This is a genomic window from Collinsella sp. CLA-ER-H7 (assembly GCF_040092345.1).
GTDB lineage: Bacteria > Actinomycetota > Coriobacteriia > Coriobacteriales > Coriobacteriaceae > Collinsella.
In genome coordinates, this window is record NZ_JBBNLT010000014.1 from 1 (window position 1) to 23,029 (window position 23,029).

The 23,029-nt window shown below is 61.7% G+C and carries 14 protein-coding genes; 3 read left to right on the forward strand and 11 right to left on the reverse strand.

The features are described from left to right. Positions 1-380 precede the first annotated feature (380 nt). The 6 genes from AAAX75_RS08485 to AAAX75_RS08510 all read right to left on the reverse strand — a co-directional run bounded on the left by AAAX75_RS08485 (position 381) and on the right by AAAX75_RS08510 (position 12,728). Positions 381-4,856, reverse strand: coding sequence for a DNA-directed RNA polymerase subunit beta' (locus AAAX75_RS08485; RefSeq protein ID WP_193221402.1), 4,476 nt, complete (start codon positions 4,854-4,856; stop codon positions 381-383). 6 nt (positions 4,857-4,862) lie between these two features. Continuing rightward, a complete protein-coding gene (locus AAAX75_RS08490) occupies positions 4,863-8,354 on the reverse strand; it encodes a DNA-directed RNA polymerase subunit beta (protein WP_349091875.1) in 3,492 nt (1,163 codons plus the stop codon). Positions 8,355-8,861: 507 nt separating this feature from the next. Next, the gene (locus AAAX75_RS08495; protein ID WP_117745808.1) at positions 8,862-9,770 is read right to left on the reverse strand and encodes a UTP--glucose-1-phosphate uridylyltransferase; all 909 of its coding nucleotides are present in this window, start codon (positions 9,768-9,770) and stop codon (positions 8,862-8,864) included. 314 nt (positions 9,771-10,084) lie between these two features. Then, a complete protein-coding gene (rplL, locus tag AAAX75_RS08500) occupies positions 10,085-10,462 on the reverse strand; it encodes a 50S ribosomal protein L7/L12 (protein WP_006235005.1) in 378 nt (125 codons plus the stop codon). A gap of 102 nt (positions 10,463-10,564) precedes the next feature. Beyond that, complete coding sequence (gene rplJ, locus AAAX75_RS08505) at positions 10,565-11,086, reverse strand: 50S ribosomal protein L10 (RefSeq protein ID WP_099432079.1); 522 nt, start codon at positions 11,084-11,086, stop codon at positions 10,565-10,567. Positions 11,087-11,591: 505 nt separating this feature from the next. Beyond that, complete coding sequence (locus AAAX75_RS08510; protein WP_349091876.1) at positions 11,592-12,728, reverse strand: aminotransferase class I/II-fold pyridoxal phosphate-dependent enzyme; 1,137 nt, start codon at positions 12,726-12,728, stop codon at positions 11,592-11,594. A 93-nt stretch (positions 12,729-12,821) separates the two neighbouring features. Here AAAX75_RS08510 and AAAX75_RS08515 point away from each other — a divergent pair, with 93 nt between their 5' ends. Next, the gene (locus AAAX75_RS08515; RefSeq protein WP_349091877.1) at positions 12,822-13,478 is read left to right on the forward strand and encodes a hypothetical protein; all 657 of its coding nucleotides are present in this window, start codon (positions 12,822-12,824) and stop codon (positions 13,476-13,478) included. Here AAAX75_RS08515 and AAAX75_RS08520 read toward each other — a convergent pair. From AAAX75_RS08520 to AAAX75_RS08540, 5 genes are all read right to left on the reverse strand, one after another. Continuing rightward, positions 13,475-14,044, reverse strand: a complete 570-nt coding sequence (locus AAAX75_RS08520; protein WP_349091878.1) for a uracil-DNA glycosylase family protein — start codon at positions 14,042-14,044, stop codon at positions 13,475-13,477. The two genes, AAAX75_RS08515 and AAAX75_RS08520, sit on opposite strands and share 4 nt — an antisense overlap. 3 nt (positions 14,045-14,047) lie before the next feature. After that, complete coding sequence (locus AAAX75_RS08525) at positions 14,048-15,424, reverse strand: alpha-amylase family glycosyl hydrolase (protein WP_349091879.1); 1,377 nt, start codon at positions 15,422-15,424, stop codon at positions 14,048-14,050. 153 nt (positions 15,425-15,577) lie between these two features. Next, on the reverse strand, positions 15,578-16,774 hold the full coding sequence (locus AAAX75_RS08530; protein ID WP_349091880.1) for an MFS transporter: 1,197 nt from the start codon (positions 16,772-16,774) through the stop codon (positions 15,578-15,580). 120 nt (positions 16,775-16,894) lie between these two features. After that, positions 16,895-19,306, reverse strand: coding sequence for a ferrous iron transport protein B (gene feoB, locus AAAX75_RS08535; RefSeq protein ID WP_196025767.1), 2,412 nt, complete (start codon positions 19,304-19,306; stop codon positions 16,895-16,897). Positions 19,307-19,620: 314 nt separating this feature from the next. After that, positions 19,621-20,523: an alpha/beta hydrolase gene (locus tag AAAX75_RS08540; RefSeq protein ID WP_349091882.1), complete on the reverse strand. Its 903-nt coding sequence runs from the start codon at positions 20,521-20,523 to the stop codon at positions 19,621-19,623. A gap of 242 nt (positions 20,524-20,765) precedes the next feature. Between AAAX75_RS08540 and AAAX75_RS08545 the strand changes: the two genes are divergently transcribed. Continuing rightward, positions 20,766-21,329 carry a PTS glucose transporter subunit IIA gene (locus tag AAAX75_RS08545; protein ID WP_349091883.1) on the forward strand — a complete coding sequence of 188 codons (564 nt, stop codon included), beginning with the start codon at positions 20,766-20,768 and terminating at the stop codon, positions 21,327-21,329. 181 nt (positions 21,330-21,510) lie between these two features. Then, positions 21,511-22,914 carry an asparagine--tRNA ligase gene (gene asnS / locus AAAX75_RS08550; RefSeq protein ID WP_271745414.1) on the forward strand — a complete coding sequence of 468 codons (1,404 nt, stop codon included), beginning with the start codon at positions 21,511-21,513 and terminating at the stop codon, positions 22,912-22,914. Positions 22,915-23,029 lie beyond the last annotated feature (115 nt).

The window sequence follows — 23,029 nt, forward strand, 5'->3', positions numbered from 1 at the left end:
ACGAGCGTCGGTAAGACACGCCGAGGTCGCCGCGGACGGGCTGATATAGGGAGAGGGCCTGACCCCATATCGTTGGGGCCAGGCCCGATTTTGCCTCTTGACAATGTCCTGCTCATATTAAAAGGAATCCCCTTCTGTGCGCGTGGGCGGATTCCCGGTCCGGGCGGCACAGGGGTTAAGTTTGCTGCTCTACAGTCCTGGCTCGCACGGAGGCCACATTAAGTGGCCTCCGGCTCGTGCGGAACTCGCGACAAACTTAACCCCTGTGCCGCCCGGCCCGGGAATCCGACGTGCTCTTCGGGGCAACGTTCCTCACCAAAAAAGACCCGCTCCCCTGTTGGGAAACGGGTCTTTGGAAGGGAGGTTAACGTACTAGGAAATTACTCCTCGTCGTTGTCCTTGGCCTCTTCGGCGTCGTCAGTGTCCACGAGCTGGTTGAGCAGCTCGTCGAGGGAAGCCATGTCCTCGTTGATCGCGCCGTTGGCGGGAGCCTTCTTGTCGTCGATCGGGGCGCCCAGGAGCTCCTCGTCGGCGTCGGCGTGATGCGTCGGAGCGGAGGTACCCAGCAGGATATCGTCCGGACCGTCGGGGCTAAAGACCATCTGCAGCAGCTGCGAGAGGTCTTCCTCGTCGGCAACGTCGTCGTTGTTCTCGAGGATGTAGAGCAGATCGTGGGCCTCCAGGCCGTCACGGAGCTCCTCGATCGCCTTGGCACCGATGCCATCGATGCGCAGCAGATCCTCCTCGGACTTGCCAACCAGGTCGCCAACCGTCTCGATGCCGACCTCGCTGAACTTGTTGGTCCAGCGCTGCGACACGCCCAGGTCGTCGAACAGGTACAGACGAGCCTTCTCGGCGGAGATGGTGTGGCCGTTGCGGGTGAACGAGCCGTCAGCACCACCGAACTCGTCGTAGCCGGCCCAGTCGAGCTGCTGCGGGAGCTGCTCGTCCAGGTCCTTGAGCTCCACAGGAGCCCACTCGGGCAGCGACTTGGCGTTGGGCGAAGCCGGGCCGTCGATGTCCACGTAGCCGTCGGCCGTGCGATACGTCAGCTTGGCGTTGGCGTACGGCTTGAGACCGGTACCAGCCGGGATCTTCTTACCGACAATGACGTTGGACTTAAGGTCGAGCAGGTGGTCGACCTTGCCCTCAATGGCAGCCTCGGTAAGGACGCCGGCGGTACGGATGAACGAAGCGCTCGACAGCCAGGAGTCGATGTTGGACGCGACCTTGAGCGTACCCAGGATGACGGGCTCGGCCACGGGAGCCTGACCGCCCAGACGGGCAACGCGCTCGACCTCGTCGGCGAACTCGTAGCGGTCGACGTACTGACCAAGCAGGTACTTGGAGTCGCCGGGGTTGGTGATCTGAACGCGACGCAGCATCTGACGTGCGAGCACCTCGATGTGCTTGTCATTCAGGTCGACGCCCTGGCTGGTGTAGACGTCCTTAACGCTCTCGACGAAGGTGTGCATCGTCGACTCGATGTCGGTCAGCTTGCGCAAGTTGCGGAAGTTGACGAAGCCCTTGGTGATCTGGTCGCCGGCGCGAACCTCGCAGCCGTCCTCGATCTCGGGCATAAAGCGCACCGAAGCGGGGACGCGACGCTCGTCGAGGACACGGGTGTGATCCTCGGAGTCGGTGAGCGTCAGCACGTACTCGGACTTCTCGGGCTTAATCGAGAGGTGGCCGGAGTACGGAGCCAGCTCGGCCTCGCGACCCAGGATCTTCTCGTTGACGTTGCCGACGATATCGAACATACGGCTGACCGTAGGCAGACCCTGCGTAATATCGTCGACGCCAGCGACGCCGCCGGAGTGAATGGTACGCATCGTAAGCTGCGTACCGGGCTCGCCGATGGACTGGGCGGCAATAATGCCGACGGCAGTACCGATGGCGACCGGACGACGGGTGGAAAGATCCCAGCCGTAGCACTTCTGGCACACGCCGTACTTGGAGCGGCAGGTGAGCAGCGCGCGAAGCTTGACCTTCTTGAGGCCCGCATCGACCATCTTCTGGATGTCGGCGACCTTCTCGATGTAGCCGTCCTGCTCAAAGAGCACGGTGCCATCGGGAGCCACGACGTCCTCAATGAAGCAACGGCCGACGAGGTCGGTGTTGAGGTCGGTGGTGCCGGGGATGATGAGGTTGTAGGTAACGCCCTCGTGCGTACCGCAGTCCTCCTCGCGGACAATGACGTCCTGGGCCACGTCGACCAGACGACGGGTCAGGTAACCAGAGTCCGAGGTGTGGGATGCGGTATCGACCAGGCCCTTACGGGCGCCGTAGGTCGAAATGAAGTACTCGAGCGGCAGCAGGCCCTCGCGGAAGTTCGCCTTAATGGGAAGGTCGATCGTCTCGCCGGACATGTCTGCCATCAGGCCACGCATGCCGCCGAGCTGACGCAGCTGGGTCTTAGAACCACGGGCGCCGGAGTCGGCCATCATGTACAGTGGGTTCTCCTCGTCGAACATGTCGAGCATGAGCGCTGCGACCTTGTCGGTACAAGCGGTCCACTCGTTAACGACTTCGATGTGGCGCTCCGTCTCGTTGATGAAGCCCTCCTCGAAGTACTCGTTGATCTGGTCGACGTTGGCCTGGGCGCGGTCGAGCAGCTCCTGCTTCTCGGCAGGGATGAGAGCGTCCCACACCGAGATGGTGAGGCCGGCGCGGGTAGCGTAGTGGAAGCCGGAGTACTTGATGGCGTCGAGGATCGGGCCGACCTTGGCCTCGGGGTAACGATCACAGCAGTCCGCAACCAGCTTGGCCACATCGCCCTTGACCATCTTGTAGTTCATGAACTCGTAGTCTTCGGGCAGGCACTGGCGGTTGAAGATGATGCGGCCGATAGAGGTCTCGAAGCGCGCGGTCTTATTGCCGGTGACATCGTAGTCGACAAACTCGTTCTTGCCGTTCTTGACGCGGAAGATACGGGTGCCGTCCTCATTGATGACGTTGGCATCGGCAGCGGACACGCGGACCTGGATCTTGGCCTGCATGTCGACCTCGGAGCGGCAGTCATAGGCGTGCAGCGCGTCGTCGAAGCTCGAGAACACGTGGTTCTCGCCCGGCAGACCCTCGCGGACCTGGGTCAGGTAGTACACACCGATGATCATGTCCTGCGAAGGGATGTTGACCGGCTTGCCGGATGCCGGCGAGCGCAGGTTGTTCGCAGAGAGCATGAGCACGCGGGCCTCGGCCTGAGCCTGGCTGGACAGCGGCACGTGGACAGACATCTGGTCGCCGTCGAAGTCGGCGTTGAAGGGCGAGCAGACCAGCGGGTGCAGGTGGATAGCCTTGCCCTCGACCAGCACCGGCTCAAAGGCCTGGATGGACAGACGGTGCAGGGTCGGTGCACGGTTGAGCAGCACGACGCGGCCGTCGATGACCTCTTCGAGGATATCCCACACAAAGGTGGCACCGCGGTCGATAGCGCGCTTGGCGCCCTTGATGTTCTCGACCTTGCCGAGCTCGACCAGGCGCTTCATAACGAAGGGCTTGAAGAGCTCCAGCGCCATGGTCTTGGGCAGACCGCACTGGTGCAGCAGCAGCTTGGGGTCGGTAACGATAACCGAACGGCCGGAGTAGTCGACACGCTTACCCAGCAGGTTCTGACGGAAACGACCCTGCTTGCCCTTGAGGGCCTCGGCGAGCGACTTGAGCGGGCGACCGCCACGGCCAGAGACCGGGCGACCACGACGGCCGTTGTCGAACAGGGCGTCCACGGACTCCTGGAGCATGCGCTTCTCGTTGTTCACGATAATCGCAGGGGCGTCCAGGTCGAGCAGGCGCTTGAGTCGGTTGTTACGGTTGATCACGCGACGATACAGGTCGTTGAGGTCGGACGCGGCGAAGCGGCCGCCATCGAGCTGGACCATCGGGCGCAGATCGGGCGGAATGACCGGGATGACGTCCAGGATCATGTTCGCGGGGCTGTTGCCGCCCTTCAGGAAGGCGTCAACGACCTCAAGGCGCTTGACGGCCTTCTCGCGCTTCTGCTTCTGGGAATCCTCGTCGGCGATGATGGCCTTGAGCTTCTCGGCCTCGGAGGGGAGGTCGATAGCAGCGAGCAGGTCGCGGACAGCCTCGGCACCCATACCACCCTTGAAGTACATGGAGTAGTAACGGGTCATCTCACGGAACAGCGGCTCATCGGAAATGAGGTCGCGCTCGGTGAGCTTCATGAAGGCGTTGAAGGCGTCCGTACGGAGCTGCTTCTCGTCCTTGCACTCTTCCTCGATGTCGACGATGCCGGAGGCGATCTCCTCGGGGGTCAGCGGCTCCTCGTCGGAGAACTCGTCAAAGTTCTCGGGGTCGCCCTGCTCCTTGAGGGACTCGATCTGGCGAGCGCACTCGGCATCGATCTCTTCCAGATCGGCGGCGAGCTCCTCGCGCAGGTCGTCGGCGTCGGCCTCGCGAGCCTCGTAGTCAACCTCGGTGATGATGTAGCTGGCAAAGTACAGAACCTTCTCGAGGTCCTTGGACTTGATGTCGAGCATACGGCTCATCGGGAAGCTCGTGGGGCTCTTGAAGTACCAGATGTGGGACACGGGAGCGGCGAGCTCGATGTGACCCATGCGGTCGCGACGCACCTTGGCCGAGGTGACCTCGACGCCGCAGCGCTCGCAGACGATGCCCTTAAAGCGGATGCCCTTGTACTTGCCGCAGGAGCACTCCCAGTCCTTGGCGGGACCGAAGATCTTCTCGCAGAACAGGCCGTCCTTCTCGGGCTTGAGGGTACGGTAATTGATGGTCTCCGGCTTCTTGACCTCACCGTGCGACCAGGAACGGATCTGGTCGGCGGAGGCAAGGGAGATCTTTACCGAGTCAAAATCAGTAGCTTCGAAATCTGCCACAGTCAACTACTCCTTATCAGTGGTCGTGGCGGCGACAGCCTCGGGTGCCTCGGCGGTCTCGGCATCCTGGGCCTCGACGTCGGCGTCAACGCCGGCGAGCGCAGCCAGGTCGTCGAGAGCAGAGGTCTCCTCGGCGGTCACAGGGGCGGAGGCGTCCTCGTCGGCATCGTGCATGGGCTCGATGTCCAGTGCGAGCGAACGAATCTCCTTGACGAGAACCTTGAAGGACTCGGGGATACCCGGAACCGGGACGTTCTCGCCCTTGACGATGGACTCGTAGGTCTTGACGCGGCCCACGGTATCGTCGGACTTGACGGTCAGGATCTCCTGCAGGACGTTGGAAGCACCGTAAGCGTACAGTGCCCAAACTTCCATCTCGCCGAAGCGCTGGCCGCCGAACTGGGCCTTGCCGCCCAGAGGCTGCTGGGTAACCAGGCTGTAAGGGCCAGTCGAACGGGCGTGGATCTTGTCGTCGACCATGTGGCCGAGCTTGAGAATGTAGGACGTACCCACGGTAATGGGCTCGCGGAACTCCTCGCCGGTGCGGCCGTCGAACAGGCGGGTCTTGCCGCGCTCGTCAAGCTGGGTGACGAACTCGGGACGCATGTGATTGCCAAAGGCAGCGGTGGCCTTGTTGAGCATGTTCTTGTTGGCACGACGAATGACCTCGGCGATCTCGTCCTCCTTGGCGCCGTCGAAGACGGGCGTGGCGGTGAAGAACGGACCGGGGACGTACTTGTCGGAGTCGGCCTGCTCGGTATCCCAACCGCAGGCAGCAGCCCAGCCAAGGTGGCACTCGAGCAGCTGGCCAACGTTCATACGCGAAGGAACGCCCAGCGGGTTGAGGATAACGTCGATCGGGGTACCGTCAGCCATGTAGGGCATGTCCTCGACCGGCAGAACGTTGCAGATAACACCCTTGTTGCCGTGGCGGCCGGCGATCTTATCGCCCTGCTGAATCTTACGACGCTGGGCGACGTAGACGCGCACCTGCTCGTTGACGCCGGGGGCCAGGTCGTCGCCGTTCTCGCGGCTAAAGCGGACGACGTCGATGACGCGGCCGTAAGCGCCGTGAGGCATCTTAAGGGAGGTGTCGCGGACGTCGTGGGCCTTGGCACCGAAGATGGCGCGCAGCAGGCGCTCCTCGGCGGTCAGAGCGCTCTCGCCCTTAGGCGTGACCTTGCCGACCAGGATGTCGCCAGGGCCGACCTCGGCGCCGATGCGGATAATGCCGTCCTCGTCGAGGTTGGCAAGCATGTCCTCGGAGAGGTTCGGGATCTCGCGGGTGATCTCCTCGGGGCCGAGCTTGGTGTCGCGGGCGTCGATCTCGTGACGGGTGATGTTGATGGTCGTCAGCAGGTCCTCGGCCACCAGGCGCTCGGACACGACGATACCGTCCTCGTAGTTGAAGCCTTCCCACGGCATGTATGCCACGGTGAGGTTCTGACCCAGTGCGAGCTCGCCATGATCGGTCGAAGGACCGTCAGCCAGGGGCTCGCCCTGCTCAACGGTGTCACCGACGCGCACGAGCGGACGGTGGTTGATGCAGGTGGACTGGTTGGAGCGCTGGTACTTGGCCAGGTGATACTCGTCCATGCCGCCGGCATGCTTGACGATGATCTTGGCGGCGTCGGCAAAGATGACCTCGCCGGCGTTCTTGGCCAGGGTGACCTCGCCAGAGTCCAGAGCGGCGCGACGCTCCATGCCGGTACCGACATAGGGAGCGGCGGGGTGAACCAGCGGCACGGCCTGACGCTGCATGTTAGCGCCCATCAGCGTACGCTTGGCGTCGTCGTGCTCGAGGAACGGGATCAGCGTGGCTGCGACGGAGAGCATCTGACGCGGCGAGACGTCCATGTAGTCGACGTCCTCGACAGGCACGTCGGCGGGAGCGCCGAAGGAGCCGTCGAAGTCGCGGGTACGGGCGATCACGGTGTGCGGACGGACCAGCTTGCCCTCGGCATCGGTCGTGATGAACTCGTTGGTCTTGGGATCGAGCGGCGTGTTGGCCGGCGCGATGACGTGCTTCTCTTCCTCGTCAGCGGTCATCCAGTCGATCTGGTCGGTGGCAACGCCGTTTTCGACGCGGCGGAACGGAGCCTCGATGAAGCCGTACTCGTTGACGCGGGCGTAGAGGGCGAGCGAGCCGATCAGGCCGATGTTGGGGCCTTCGGGAGTCTCGATCGGGCACATGCGGCTGTAGTGCGAGTTGTGGACGTCGCGGACGGCCGTCGGCACGTTGGTACGGCGGCTGGAGCCGGACTTGTGGCCGGCAAGACCGCCAGGGCCGAGTGCGGACAGACGGCGCTTGTGGGTCAAACCGGTCAGGGGGTTCGCCTGGTCCATGAACTGCGAGAGCTGCGAGGAACCGAAGAACTCCTTGATGGAGGCAACGATCGGGCGGATGTTGATGAGCGACTGCGGGGTGATCTCGTCGATGTCCTGGGAGCTCATGCGCTCACGGACGACGCGCTCCATACGGCTCATGCCGATACGGAACTGGTTGGCGACGAGCTCGCCGACGGTGCGGATGCGGCGGTTGCCGAAGTGGTCGATGTCGTCGACCTTGAAGCCCTGCTCGCCGGCAGCGAGGGACAGCAGGTAGCGCAGCGTCGCGACGATATCCTCGTCGGTGAGCACCGTGACCTCTTCCTCGGTGGTGAGGTTGAGCTTCTTGTTGACCTTGTAACGACCGACGCGGGCCAGATCGTAGCGCTGCGGGTTAAAGAGCAGGCCCTCGAGCAGGCTGCGGGAAGCGTCCACGGTGGGAGGCTCGCCCGGGCGCAGGCGACGGTAGATCTCGATGAGGGCGTCCTCGCGGGTGAGGGCGGTATCGCGCTCCAGGGTGCGCTTGATCACATCGGAGTTGCCGAGCAGCTCGATGATGTCGTCGTTGGTGACGGCAATGCCAAGGGCGCGCAGGAACATCGTGGCGCTCTGCTTACGCTTACGGTCGATGGAGACCATGAGCTGGTCGCGCTTGTCGACCTCAAACTCGAGCCAGGCACCGCGGGACGGGATGATCTGGGCCTTGTAGATCTGCTTGCCCGAATCCATCTCGGAGCTGTAGTACACGCCCGGGGAACGGACGAGCTGCGAGACGACGATACGCTCGGTACCGTTGATGATGAAGGTGCCCTGATCGGTCATCATGGGGAAGTCGCCCATAAAGACGAGCTGCTCCTTGATCTCGCCGGTCTCCTTGTTGGTGAGACGGACGTCGGTCAGAAGCGGGGCCTGATAGGTCATGTCCTTCTCGCGGCACTCCTCGACGGTGTGCGCGGGGTCGCCGAACTGATGCTCGCCGAAGGTAACCTCGAGAACATGGTTCTGGCTCTGGATGGGGCTGGATTCCTTGAACGCCTCACGAAGGCCCTCGTCCTTAAAACGCTCAAAGGATTCCCTTTGAACAGAGATAAGGTTGGGGAGCTCCATGGCCTCCGGGATTTTCCCGAAGCTGACGCGCTTGCGCTCAGTGGCAGTGTATGCGTAGGTCACCAGGTTTTTCCTCCTTCACGGAAATGCTCGGTGGGTTGGCGAGGCATAGCTTCGCCAGTTATCGCAACCTAATAGTTTATCAGGTACCGACCGTTGAGCAAGAAAAGCCTTGACGCGATTGAGTTTTTGGAGTAGCAAAGTTTTTCGACAGAAAACACGCAGGTAGATGTCTGCGTATCGAACATCTGTTCATATATTTTCTGTGAACGAGACCGTTGATGCGGGACGCTGAACGGCGGAATGGCGACGAGGGTTGGCCGGGCGGAAACTACGTCCCGTTTTGAGGCCTCAAACTGGGTCGCAGTTTCCGGTTGAGCCCTGTCTGGGAAACTGCATCCCGTTCTGAGCCGATATTCTGGGTCGTAGTTTCCGCTAGGGGCCCCAACCGGAAAGCGCATCCCAGAATTCAGTCAAATTGTGGGACGCACTTTCCGGAGCCAAGCCGTGGCGCGCATAAAAACGGGCGCAGACCGAAGTCCGCACCCGTAAATGTCGATGCCCGAAGGCTTATTTGCGCATCAAGCCGCCGCGCTCGTCGATGGCGTCCCAGAAGGCGCTGGCAAAGCGAGGATCGCTTGCGGCCATGAGGGCGTTGGTTGCCATCCAGCCAGAGGGAGTGCCGGTGTCGTAGCCCGACAGCGGGTCGATAACGACAGCGTACATAGCCTCGCGGTCGAGCGAGCGGGCCATGGCGTCGGTGAGCTGAATCTCGCCGCCCTTGCCGGCCTGCTGATCAGCGAGCAGGTCCATGACCAGCGGGCTCAGCAGATAACGGCCGACAATGTACAGGTTGGACGGAGCCGCCTCGGGAGCGGGCTTCTCGACCAGACCGCCGATGCGCCAGACAGCGCCCGGCTCTGCATCGGCAACGTCCTCGGCGCCCTCGAGCGAACCGACGCGCTCGCCGGCGATAACGCCGTAGCGGCTGACTTCCTCGGGCGAGCAAGCAGCGACGGCGATAACCGAAGCTCCACCGTGCTCCTTGGAAACGGCGAGCATCTTGTCGCAGATGTCGCGATTAGGCACAACGTAGTCGCCCAGAAGAACCAGGAAGTTCTCCCCTGCCACGGCGTCGGCAGCAGAGCGGATAGCATGGCCGAGGCCCTTGGGCTCGTACTGATAACGGAAGTCGACCGGCATACCGCCAGCGTGGGCGACGGCATCGGCATAGGCGTTCTTGCCGCGCTCGCGCAGCAGGTTCTCGAGCGAGCGATCGGGCTGGAAGTAGTTCAGCAGCTCGGGCTTACCGGGAGAAGTAACGATGATGGCGTCGTCGACTTCCTCGGGGTCGAGCGCCTCCTCGACAACGTACTGAATGACGGGCTTGTCGAGCACCGGCAGCATCTCTTTGGGCGTGCACTTGGTGCCAGGCAGAAAACGCGTGCCAAGACCGGCGGCGGGGATGATTGCCTTCATGTTATTCAAAGATCCTTTCGCAGGCGCAAAAGCGCCCCATGCGTGCGGCACACAGCCGCAGACCAAATTGCGATACCTAAGCATCTTACCGCTGGAACTATATGTCGCTACAAGGCAGAGACAATTCTTCAGCAGGTCAACGCAAATTATTGCTCGAATGGTGCAATTTTATTGCCCAACGGCAGGGCGCCCGATACGACGCAAATCACAGAACATGGCAGTTTGAGCTACCGATGTCGAGGGACCGAAAAACAAAAAAGACGGGACTCGCAATGCGAACCCCGTCTGCAAAGAAATCTGGCGAGAAAGCCTGATTACTTGAGGGTGACAGCAGCGCCAGCAGCCTCGAGCTTCTCCTTGGCAGCCTCGGCGTCCTCCTTCTTGGCACCCTCGAGAACAGCCTTGGGAGCGCCCTCGACGACCTCCTTGGCCTCCTTCAGGCCAAGGTTGGTGAGCTCACGGACGGCCTTGATGACCTGGATCTTGTTGTCGCCGAAGCCCTCGAGCACGACGTCAAACTCGGTCTTCTCCTCGGCCTCAGCAGCGCCAGCAGCGGGAGCGGCGACAACAGCGGCAGGAGCAGCGGCGGAAACGCCGAAGGTGTCCTCGATAGCCTTGACGAGCTCGGAAGCCTCGAGAAGGGTCATTTCCTTAAGAGCATCGATGATCTCATCGGTGGTAAGCTTAGCCATTTCTAAGTCCTTTCGGTTTCCGTGCGGATGCACGGAGATCAGTTAAAACACGACGCGAATGCGCCAGGGGTGCGGCGTTGCCGCCGCGGGTGAAAACAGCAACTAGGCTGCCTTCTGCTCGGAGACCTGCTGGATCGAACGAGCGAGACCAGAGGAAACGCCGTTGACGCAGACAGCGATGTCGCGAGCGAAACCGGAGATGAGACCGGCAATCTGGCCGAGAAGCTGATCCTTGGTGGGCAGCTCGGCGATAGCCTTAACATCATCAGCGGAAACGGCCTTGCCGTCGGAGATACCGCCCTTGATCTCAAGGACGCCCTTGGACTGAGCGGAGAAGTCCTTAAGGGCCTTAGCGGCCTCGACCGGCTCGGACTCGTAGAACACATAAGCGACGGGGCCGGCGAGGATCTCGTCGAGCTCGGGCTGCTCCTGGTTCTTGAGAGCGATCTTGACCAGGTTGTTCTTGTAGACCTTCATCTCGGCGCCGCACTCGCGAAGCTGATGACGCAGCTCCTGAGCCTGCTTAACCGTCAGACCGTTGTAGTTGACGACGAACAGACCGGCGTTCTCGGCGATACGGGACTCGATCTCTGCAACCTTGTCGATTTTGTACTGCTGGGGCATGAATTACACCTCCTCGAATTCTTTCCGGGCACGGTCCGCCACAAGGACGTGACGGGGGCATGTCCAAAAAGAAAGCCCCCGCGCTGCATGAGCGACGGGGGCGAGAAGACATATCTACTCGACCACCTCGGCTGGCGGGATATCCCATTAAGCTCGCGGGCGATGCCCGTTTGCACCGGCTGTCTCTGGCAGCGGATTCGTGCGTGAACCGAAAGTATTATGGCGGGGACCCCGGCGTCGGTCAACGGAAAACCGGGCTGCACACAATTCCACCATCCGGCCGCGCCGCCGAAGGCCAGGCGCAAGGTTTCCGCTCGGTCAGGTCCTGGGCTCGCTCGGAAAGCACATTAAGTGCTTTCCGGCTCGTGCGGAATCTACGGAAACCTTGCGCCTGGCCTTCGGCGGCGCGGCCTGCGGTGACTTTGGGGCAGCCCGGTTTCCCGTTGGCCGGCGCCCCCACTCATAATCCTTAAGTCGGTGGGCTGATGTGTTGCGTCCCTGGTGGCTATAGGTTTGAAACGAAGATGGACAGGCGGTGGAGGCCTTCGTCTAGGTCTTTGTCGGAGACGCAATAGCTAAGGCGGACGTGGCCTTCGGTGCCGAAGCAGTTTCCGGGAACTAGGGCTACGTTCGCCTCTTTGATGGCTTTGATGCAGAAGTCTTCGCTGGTTAGGCCGAACTTTTTGATGCTCGGGAAAGTGTAGAAGGCTCCTGCGGGCTCTACTACGTCGAGGCCCATGGCGTCTAAGGCTGCGAGTACGCGTTCGCGGCGGGCTCGGTAGACTTTGAGCATGGGGGTTGGGTCGACGGTCAGGGCTCGGGCTGCGGCGTCCATTTCGAAGGAGACGGCACTCGATACTAAGTATTGGTGAGCCTTGGCGATCTCGGCGATGACGGGTGCCGCTGCCGCGAGCCAGCCCAGGCGCCAGCCGGTCATGGACCAGGGCTTGGAGAAGCTCTCGATGATGACCGTCTGTTCACGCAGCTCCGGGTGACGCTGGGCAAAGCGCTCGTAGCCATCCACATAAACCAGGCGGTTGTATACGTCGTCGCAGACCACGTAGATGCCCGCCTGCTCTGCCACGCGCGCCACGGCGTCGAGCGATGCCGCGTCGAGGATGCAGCCCGTAGGATTGTTGGGCGTGCAGATGACGATGGCCTTGGTCGCCGGCGTCACGCAAGCACGAAGCGCATCCTCGTCAATCTGAAATTGCGCAGGCTCCGCATCCAAATAGACTGCTTTGGCGTGGTTGGCCACGACGATGCTTTCGTACAGGCCAAAGGCCGGCGTGGGGATAATGACCTCGTCGCCGGGGTTGAGCATAGCCATGAATGTTGCCGACAGTGCCTCGGTCGCACCGTCGGTCAGGATGACCTCATCGGCGGAAAACGCCAGGCCCGCGTCATCCATATATTTGGACAGTGCATCACGCAGGGCGGGGCGACCGTTGTTGGGCGGATAGTGCGTGTCACCGCGGTCCAGTGCGGCGGTCACCTCGGCGCTAATCACATCGGGCGTGGGAAAATCGGGCTCGCCAAGCGCAAGCGCGATGCACCCCGGGTGCTGGGCGGCGAGTGCGTTGATCCGGCGGATACCGGAGGGCTTAAGCGTGGCAAGCGAGGTATTCATGGGCAGACGCATGGCGTTCCTTTCGTAAGGGTTGCACTAGGATAGCGCGGCGGGGCGCCACCAGACGGTGTAACCTAAACGGAAACGAGCCGGAAAGGAGATGGCATGGAGACGACCGCGCGCGGCGACGTACCAAAAACACTGCACACCGTTGCGTATATCAGTATTCCCAATAGCGCCGATCTTGATTTTTTGCTCTGGGACCTGCAGGATGCCATCGCCGCCTATGCTCAACTTTCCGGCACCGCACTCCCCCGCCCGGTCGACTTGAAGGCAAATGACGCCGGCAGCGTTGCCGATGGCATCGTGCTGGCCATTGAAGATGTGGCTGACGATGAGACGTTGACAGCCATCGAGCAGGCGCTTGAGCGCTTTGGCGGTACGGGAACGCGCGTCTATGTCGCGATTCGAGCCGCACAAGAGGGCACTGAGCAGGCGCGTGGGACCGCCGTTCGCCTGCACAAGGCATGTGAGCGCCATGGCCAATTGTGGTGTGGCGGCGTTGCCATCTGCGCCGGCAGCGGCATTGCGGCGCTTCGTCGCTCTCCGCGCATGGGACTCTTGCGGCGACCGTTTTCTGAGGCCATGGACAAGCTCGTGGGCGCCGTTCGCATGGGATGTTCCGTCGAACACGCGCAAAAGCTCGGTGGTGCCGCAACGGGTGGCGTCGACACCGACGGCATGGTGCGCGCCACGTCTGCACTGCCCACACCGATCTGGCACGCCGTTATGAGGCATCTTGCCGAGCACTCAAACTGCTAAATCGAAAAAGCCTGCCAATCAGCGGCGCCGCTCCACCGCTCAACAAGCCGCTCCAGGCGCCAGGCGGCATTGGCAGGACTTGTCGAGGGCAGGACGACGGCGGGCAACCCCGTCCGATCTTGCAAGTAGCGTTTGTAGAGTCGCCCTGCCGTACCGCCGTTACAGACAACGACCTCGATCGACGCGGCATCGGTAATGCGCTCGATATGTGCCGGCACAACGTTGCGGATGCTCGCGTCGCTCGAGCCCTTAATGTCGCAGCTCTCGACCACATCCCACAGGGCCACGCCGCCGTTCAGCAGCATGGCCCGCTTGGCGGCAATGGAGGCATCGAGCGTCGCGGGCTCACCGCTTGCCAAAGGATCGCCCTCGTTGGGCGGCACAGGCATACCGAGGCACGTGGCCATCACACGCCAAAAGCGATTCTGAGGGTTGCCGTAATAAAAGGCATTGGCGCGCGAAAGCACCGAGGGAAACGACCCGAGCACCAAAACGCGCGAGTGCTCGTCAAACACGGGCTCAAACCCATCCTCAATATGTTGATAGTCCTCGTCAGATACGGCCATGGGCTAGGCTCTCAACAGATAGCGCACCTCGTAGGGTGCAAGCTCAAGGGCACCCGTCAGCTCGACCGTGGGCGCATCGTCGGCAAGCAGGTCGACGAAGGACCCGTTGAGCTCGCCGGCGCCAAAGGTGTAAGGCTCACCCACGGCATTCACCGCCACGAGTACCGTCGCGCCGTCACAGGCGCGCTCGAACAGCAGCTGCTTGTTCTGGATCACCACGTTGCGATAGGCACCGTAGTTGAGAGCACGGGCAGCCGCGTCGTCGGCCGAGCGAAGGTGCGCAAGCTGCGTGATGAACGCCGTCAGCTCGTTGGGCGCAGGCTCATTGAGCGCAGGTCGCAGCGCCCAGTCGCCATCGGGGCCACCCTTTTCGCCGGCAATTCCCCACTCGCTGCCATAGTAGACGCACGGGATGCCCGGCATGCCAAAGAGCATGCCGTAGGCGGGACGCAGACACGACTTGTCGGTGAGGATACTTGCCAGGCGCGGCACATCGTGGTTGTCGACAAACGACAGCAGATGTTTGCCGCGGTAGATGCACCACGGATCGCCGCCAAACTGGCGGTGCAGCGAATGGGCGATCTCGAACATGTTGACCGAGTTAAAGCTGGAGTACAGGCCCTTGTAGCACTCGTAGTTGGTGCAGGAGTCGAGCATCTCGTCGTTGACGATTTGGTTGTAGTCGCCGTGGAGCGTCTCGCCGATCAGCACAAAGTCGGGCTTGAGCTCACGGGTAAAGGCGTGCAGGCGGCGCATAAAGTCGCGGTCGAGCATATAGGCAACGTCCAGGCGCAGGCCGTCGACGCCAAAGACCTCGGCCCAGCGGCGCACGGACTCTAGCAGGTAATCGACCACAGCGGGATTTTGCAGGTTGAGCTTCACAAGCTCAAAATGGCCTTCCCAGCCCTCGTACCAAAAGCCATCGCCATAGCAGGAATCGCCGTCAAAGCTAATGTGGAACCAGTCCTTGTACGGCGAGTCCCACTTGCGCTCCTGCACATCGCGGAAGGCCCAAAAACCGCGGCCGACGTGGTTGAAGACGGCATCGAGCACCACGCGGATGCCATGGGCATGCAGCGTGTCGCATACGGCGGCAAAGTCGGCGTCCCCACCCAGGCGACGGTCGATATGGCGCAGGCTGCGTGTATCGTAGCCGTGGCTATCAGATTCGAGCGGTGGGTTGATGAGCACAGCGCCAACGCCGAGTTCCTGCATGTAGTCGGCCCATTGGGCGACCTTCATGATAGGAGCATCGGGGTTGGGCGCGGCGTTGGCAGCCTGGGCGAGCTCACCCTCGGCAACGGGCGCGGCGTTTTCGCGCGGAGCCCCGCAAAAGCCCAGCGGATAGATCTGATAGAACGTCGTCTCGTATGCCCACATAACAGCCTCCCGGTAAGCTCAACACAACGACATCCATTGTATGCCCAGCTTGTATCCTCTCCCCCAAAATAAGTTGCGGTGGAATAGTTCCTGTCTGGGCCTTCAGAAGCCTTAAACAGGAACTATTCCACCGCAACTGATGAGGGAACGTGATTAGGCGACGGGCTTGGCGCGGCGGATGGCCGGGAACATTACCGTGATAGCGAGGATGACGCCCACGACGGCGATCGCACCGCCCGCGAAGCCGATCCAAGCGATACCGGGACCCGAAACCACGGCGCCGCCGATCGCCGTACCGGTGCCGATCCCCAGGTTGAACAGGCCCGAGAAGATCGACATGGCGACGGCCGACGAATCTGCCGGCGTGTGCTTGATGAGCTCGGCCTGAAACGCCACGTTAAAGGCCGTGGCGCAGCAACCCCACAGTGCGCAGACGGCAAGCACTGTCACGAGCGACGATGCGGCTGGCCCCATGAGCAGCAGGGCCACCGGCACGCCGGAGAGCGTGATAGCCAAGAACGGGAAGCGATGCCCATCGAACAGGCGGCCAAACAGCCAGCTTCCGAGCAAACCAGAGCAGCCAAACGCCGTCAGCGTCATGGTAATGGCGCCCGCATCGACGTGCGCGACCTGCGCCAGGAAGGGCTCGATATAGCTGTAGCTTGCGTAATAGCCGGTCGCCATGAAGACCGTGACTGCGTAGAGCGCGATGAGGAGCGGGTTCTTGAGCAGCTCGGGCAGCTGTTTGAACGTAAAACGCTCGCCCGCTGGCATGGCAGGAAACACCGTGGCCTGGTAGACGACCGCGACAGCAGACAGCGCTCCGACCACGGCAAACGTCATACGCCAGCCCACGGCCAGGCCAATGGCGCGACCGAGAGGCAGGCCAAAGATCTGCGCGATGGACGAGCCCGTAGCGATCATGCTGATGGCGAGCGCCCCATGGCGCGTGTCAACCAGACGCGACGCCATGATCGAGGCGACCGACCAGAACACGGCATGCGCGCAGGCAACCACCAGGCGTGCGCAGACCAGGATGAGATAGGTGGGCGCCACGGCGGACAGGAACTGGCCCAGCGAGAACACGGCAAGCACGCCCAGCAGCATCCGCTTGAACTCAAAACGCGAGGCAAACACCATGAGTGGCAACGACAGCAGCATGACGCCCCAGGCATAGACCGAGATCATGATGCCAGCTTGGGCCTCGGTGAGCGAAAACGATGCGGCGATGTCGGTCAGCAGGCCGATGGGCATAAACTCCGACGTGTTGAACACGAACGCACAGCAGGTGAGCCCGACGAGTGGGAGCCACTGCTTGAGCGTGATGCCGTCTTGCCTTGTCTGAGTCATATATAACGTCTCCAATCGTTTTGAGCGGAGGCGATTATATAGCAACGGCCCCGCATCCGTCAGTACAGATGCGGGGCCGAAAACAATTCGATACACAGAGGTTGCGCCGTCAATTCATAACTAAGCCAACCCCAGCAATATGCCCGCCGAATGCACGACAAACGCCACGATCCAGGCAACGGCGACCTGAAACGCGAATACGGCCACGGCATAGCGCGCGCCCAACTCGCTCTTGACGGCGCCGATTGCCGCCACACAAGGCGGGTACAGCAACGTAAAGACCAAGAACACGTAGGCGGTAAACGGCGAAAACATGGTCGACAGCGCCGCGGGCGACGTTGCGCCCAAAAGCACCGTGAGCGTCGAGATGACGCTCTCCTTGGCAATGAGCCCCGTGACGAGCGCCGTCGAGGCGCGCCAGTCGCCAAAGCCGAGCGGGGCCAACACCGGCGCGATGATGCTACCCAGACCGGCAAGCAGGCTTTGCGACTGGTCGGCGACCACGTTAAAGCGGATGTCGAACGTCTGAAGGAACCAGATGACCACGGTCGCGGCAAAGATAATGGTAAAGGCCTTGGTGATGAAGTCCTTGGCCTTATCCCATGCCAGCATCACCGTCGTCTTGACGCTCGGCAGGCGGTAATTGGGGAGCTCCATGATAAACGGCACCGGGTCGCCCTTAAATGCCGTGCGGTTGAGCACCAAAGCCGCGACGCAGCCGACCACGATACCGATCAGATAGAGCGAGACCATGGCGGGAACCGTCGCCTGCGGGAAAAACGCCCCGCACAGCAAGCCGTAAACCGGCAGCTTGGCTGAGCAGCTCATAAACGGCGTGAGCATGACCGTCATCTTGCGGTCGTGCTCGGATGGGAGCGTACGGGTCGACATGATAGCCGGCACGGTGCAGCCAAAACCGACGAGCATGGGCACGAAACTGCGGCCCGACAGGCCAAAGCGACGCAACACCTTATCCATGACAAAGGCCACGCGCGCCATGTATCCGGAGTCTTCCAGAATGGAGAGGAACAAAAAGAGCACGACGATAATCGGCAGGAAGGTCAGCACACTGCCCACGCCCGTAAGCACGCCGTCGACAGCCAGCGAGCGCACCACGTCGTTGGTACCGAACGCCTTGAGGCCCGCATCGGCCGAGGCGATGATGGCAGCGATACCGTCCTCCATGAGTCCCTGCAACGCCGCGCCGATCACGCCAAACGTCAGCCAAAAGACGAGGCCCATGATCACCAGAAACGCCGGAATGGCTGTGTAACGACCTGTCAGGATGCGGTCAATCTTGACGGAGCGCACGTGCTCGCGGCTCTCGTGCGGCTTGACGACGCAACGCCCGCACACGTCGCCGATAAAGCTAAAACGCATATCGGCCAGCGCAGATAGGCGGTCGGTGCCGGCCTCGCCCTCCATCTGGGTGATGATGTGCTCGATAGCGTCGAGCTCATTGCGATCCAGGTGAAGCGCCTCGGTTACCAGCTCATCGCCCTCGACCAGCTTGGTCGCCGCAAAGCGCACCGGGATGTGCGCCGTCACGGCATGGTCCTCGATCAGGTTAGCAATACCGTGGATGCAGCGATGCAGCGCACCGCCGTCCGGACCGTCGGGCGCGCAAAAGTCCAGGCGACCAGGGCGCTCGCGGAACCGCGCCACGTGCAGGGCGTGGTCCACCAGCTCGCCGATGCCCTCGTTGCGGGCAGCGCTAATGGGGACAACGGGCACGCCCAACAGGCTCTCGAGCAAGTTGACGTCTACGGCGCCGCCGTTGGCGGTCACCTCGTCCATCATGTTGAGCGCGATGACCATAGGACGGTCAAGCTCCATGAGCTGCAGTGTCAGGTACAGGTTACGCTCGATGTTGGTGGCGTCAATGATGTCGATGATGGCGTCCGGACGCTCGTCGAGGATGAACTGACGGCTCACGACCTCCTCGCCTGTGTACGGCGACAGGGAGTAAATGCCGGGCAGGTCGGTAACGCTCGCCTCGGGATGGTTACGGATGGTGCCATCTTTGCGGTCGACCGTCACGCCGGGAAAGTTACCGACGTGCTGGTTGGAGCCCGTCAGCTGGTTGAATAACGTGGTCTTGCCGCAGTTTTGGTTGCCGGCGAGGGCAAAGTGCAGCGGCGCGCCCTCGGGCACGGCCGTCTTTGCCGCACGGGGCGAATACGTCCCCTCGCCCAGGGCCGGATGCTCCGTCGTGCCGATTGCGGCGTTAGCGCGCGGACCTGTATCGGTGTCGTGAATACCCACGAGCTCGATGCGAGCGGCATCGTCCTTACGCAGTGTCAACTCGTAGCCACGCAGGCGGATCTCGAGCGGATCGCCCATGGGGGCGTACTTCATCATGGTGACTTCGGTGCCCGGCGTTAGGCCCATGTCCAAAATATGCTGTCGGAGTGCCTGATCGTCCGATGCCACCGATGCGACAACGGCGTCCTTTCCAATCTCGAGTGTATCGAGCTTCACGTCCGTGTTCCTCCCCCGGCGCCCGCAGGGCGTTGTATTTATGTTCACCATGGCTAACCGTTTGCCATGGCTAACCAATTTTAAACTTACATGATAGCGTGAACACACAACGACGTTCAATCGACAGATTGCTGCAAGGAACGTCCCCAAGTGCCGGCACAAAAGGAACGTCCCCAAGTGCCGCATCTGGGCCATGGCAACGCCGATGTTTTGGCGCGGACAGCGAAAGCCCGCCAGAGCGAGCAAGGTGCCTTGAAACGAGGCGGCATTGACCTTCTGGTCATGCCGCCGAAGTTGAAAGGCAGATTGCCGCCCTGGCGGGCTTGCAGCGTCAAGTGGTTACGGCGTTTGGTAAAACGCCGTAACTAAAACCCGTGGCGCTCCAGGAAGCGGAAGGCTAGGCGAATCCAGGGGCGGACTGCCACCTGCTTGTCCTCGTTGTCGACCGCGGTGTTGGCGTTGCCGAGCGAAAGGCCGTGACCACCCTGGTCGAAGACGTGCATCTCGCATGCAACGCCCTCCTCGGCCATGCGCTGCGCAAACGGGTAGACCTGCGCGATCGGCGCCGTCTTGTCGTCGGACACGCCCCATACAAAGGTCGGTGGCATCTGACGCGAAACATGCGTGGTGGGGCAGATGTCGGCCAGATGCTCGTCAGTTGCCTCGCCGCCCGTCACCATCGACAGGTAGTCGTTGAGCAAATCGCGCCCCGTCTTGCCGCCCGTCTTGGGCACACGCAAGTCAATGCGCGGATCGCGCGTCTGCATGTCGCGCACATAGGCAAAGTCGAGCAATGGATAGCCCAGCACCACGGCATCGGGACGAATGTCGTCCGGACGCGCCCCTGCCAGGCCCGCGAAGGGACCAGTCTTCCATTGCGTTGCCAGCGAGGCACAGATCATGCCGCCCGCCGAGAATCCCACGACGCACACGCGCTTAGGATCGACATGCCACTCGTCGGCGTTGGCGCGCACCGTGGCGACCATCTTGGCAAGATCTGCCTGGGGGTGCGGAAAGCTCACGTCACCCGTAGAACTCGTGACATAGTTGAGCACAAAGGCCTGGTAGCCGCGATCCAAAAATGCAAACGCCACCGGGTCCTGCTCGTGCGGAGCGATATGCGTAAACCCGCCTCCGCCGCAGATGATCACCGCGGGGCGGCGGCCATTCGGTTTATCGGGCAGCGGCTCGGCACCCAAATACGTAAACGTCGCCGGATAATCCTCGGTCGGCTCCTCGCCCCACAGCGCATGGTTCTCGACAATCATATGTGCTCCCTTCGCGCAAATTATGCGCCCTTGTTTTTCGCCTTCAAGCGTACCCCACTTGAACCCGTGGCGCAGAAACACTCCGGCAATAAGTTTCCCTTCAACTGATATATCACATAATCCCAGTTCAGAGGTATCGCGAGCAGCGTAGAATAGGGGCGTTGACCAAGCCGCGAAACACATGTGAAACGTTTCCGGCAAACCAAACGCGCGATATGCGCCTATTTAAGTTGGAGGCAACTATGGGTCTGCTCGATTCGCTTAAGTCCACCTTCACCTCGACCGGCGAGGCGTCCGTTCCGCCCGCAGCAAGCTTCGCTACCCGCGAAGGCGTCATCTATGCCCCCGTCAACGGCGTGCTCGTCAACCTGAACGAGGTTCCCGACGAGACGATCGCCTCGGGCATGCTTGGCCAGGGCTATGGCATCGAGCCCATTACCAGCACCATCTATGCGCCCGCCAACGGCCGCATCGGTGCCACCACTGTCACCAACCACTCCATCGGCATGATCACCGAGGACGGCCTGCGCGTGTTCATCCATGTTGGCCTGGGCACCGTGGAAATGAACGGCAAGGGTTTTGCCCGCTTTGTCGAGATGGGCGATGTGGTCAAGGCAGGCCAGCCGCTCATCAGCTTCGACCGCGAGGCCATTAAGGCCGCTGGTCACGAGGACATCGTGACCGTCATCGTCTCCGAGCTCGATCGTCTTAAGAGCATCGACCATGTCGGCGAGTCTGGAACGCTTATCGGCGGCAACCCGCTCGTCAAGCTTGGCGACCCGCTGCTGGTTGCCAAGACCAAGTAGCCAGGCCCCACGCCACACAGCCAAAAGGCACCTCGTCAAGCGCCCGCGACCATTTGGCCGCGGGCGCTTTTCGTTTGAAAAACCATCCCGCCAATGCTTTATCTGTATAGCTCAAATGAGCCGAGCTGCTAGAATATCGAACTGTATGGATAACTATCATTCAACCGTTATGGGAGGATACGTGAACCGCACCAAAATCGCGCAGCTCTATGCCGATGCCGAGTCGCTCGGCGGCCAGACCGTCACCGTCGCCGGCTGGGTCAAGTCCGTCCGCGACATGAAGAACTTTGGCTTTGTTACGCTCAACGACGGCAGCTGCTTCCGCGACCTGCAGGTCGTCATGAACCGCGAGGCACTCGACAACTACGACGAGATCGCCCATCAAAACGTCTCGGCCGCACTCATTTGCACCGGCACCGTCAAGCTGACCCCCGATGCGCCCCAGCCTTTCGAGCTTTCTGCCACCTCCATCGAGGTCGAGGGCACGAGCGCCCCGGATTACCCGCTGCAGAAGAAGCGCGCAACCGTCGAGTTCCTGCGCACCCAGCAGCACCTGCGCCCGCGCACCAACCTGTTCCGCGCCGTGTTCCGCATCCGCTCTGTCGCGGCTGCCGCCATCCACCGCTTCTTCCAGGAGCAGGGCTTTGTCTACGTCAACACCCCCATCATCACCACGAGTGACTGCGAGGGCGCCGGCGAGATGTTCCGCGTGACCACGCTCGACCCCAAAAATCCGCCCCTCACCGAGTCCGGCGAGGTCGACTGGAGCCAGGACTTCTTTGGCAAGCATGCAAGCCTCACCGTGTCCGGCCAGCTCAATGCCGAGAACTTTGCCATGGCCTTTGGCGACGTGTACACCTTTGGCCCCACCTTCCGTGCCGAGAACTCCAACACCACGCGCCACGCCGCCGAGTTTTGGATGATCGAGCCCGAGATGGCCTTTGCCGACCTGAACGACTACATGGATAACGCCGAGGCCATGCTCAAGTACGTCCTCAAGGACGTTATGGCAACCTGCCCCGACGAGCTCAATATGCTCAACAAGTTTGTGGACAAGGGTCTGCTCGAGCGCCTGGACCATGTCGCCAACTCCGACTTTGCCCGCGTTACCTACACCGAGGCCGTCGAGATCCTGGAGCAGGCAGTCGCCGACGGCCACAAGTTCGACTACCCCGTGAGCTGGGGCATCGACCTGCAAACCGAGCACGAACGCTTCCTGACCGAGGAGCACTTTAAGCGCCCGACCTTCGTGACCGACTACCCGGCTGAGATCAAGGCATTCTACATGCGCATGAACGAGGACGGCAAGACCGTCGCCGCCGCCGACTGCCTGGTTCCCGGTATCGGCGAGATTATCGGCGGCTCCCAGCGCGAGGAGCGCCTGGATCTGCTCGAGGCCCGCATCAAGGACCTGGGCATGAATCCCGAGCAGTACAAGTACTACCTTGACCTGCGCCGCTACGGTTCCTGCAAGCACGCCGGCTACGGTCTGGGCTTCGAGCGCTTGGTCATGTATCTGACCGGCGTGGGCAACATCCGCGACGTCCTGCCGCACCCGCGCACCGTGGGCAACGCCGACTTCTAATCGTCGGACGCTAGCTCGCGTCGCCACACGCCAACGCTCATCGCACAAGCGTCTCTCGACATCGGTCGAGAGACGCTTTTTTCAACAGCATCCGTCAAGCTTCTGGCAAGTTTTT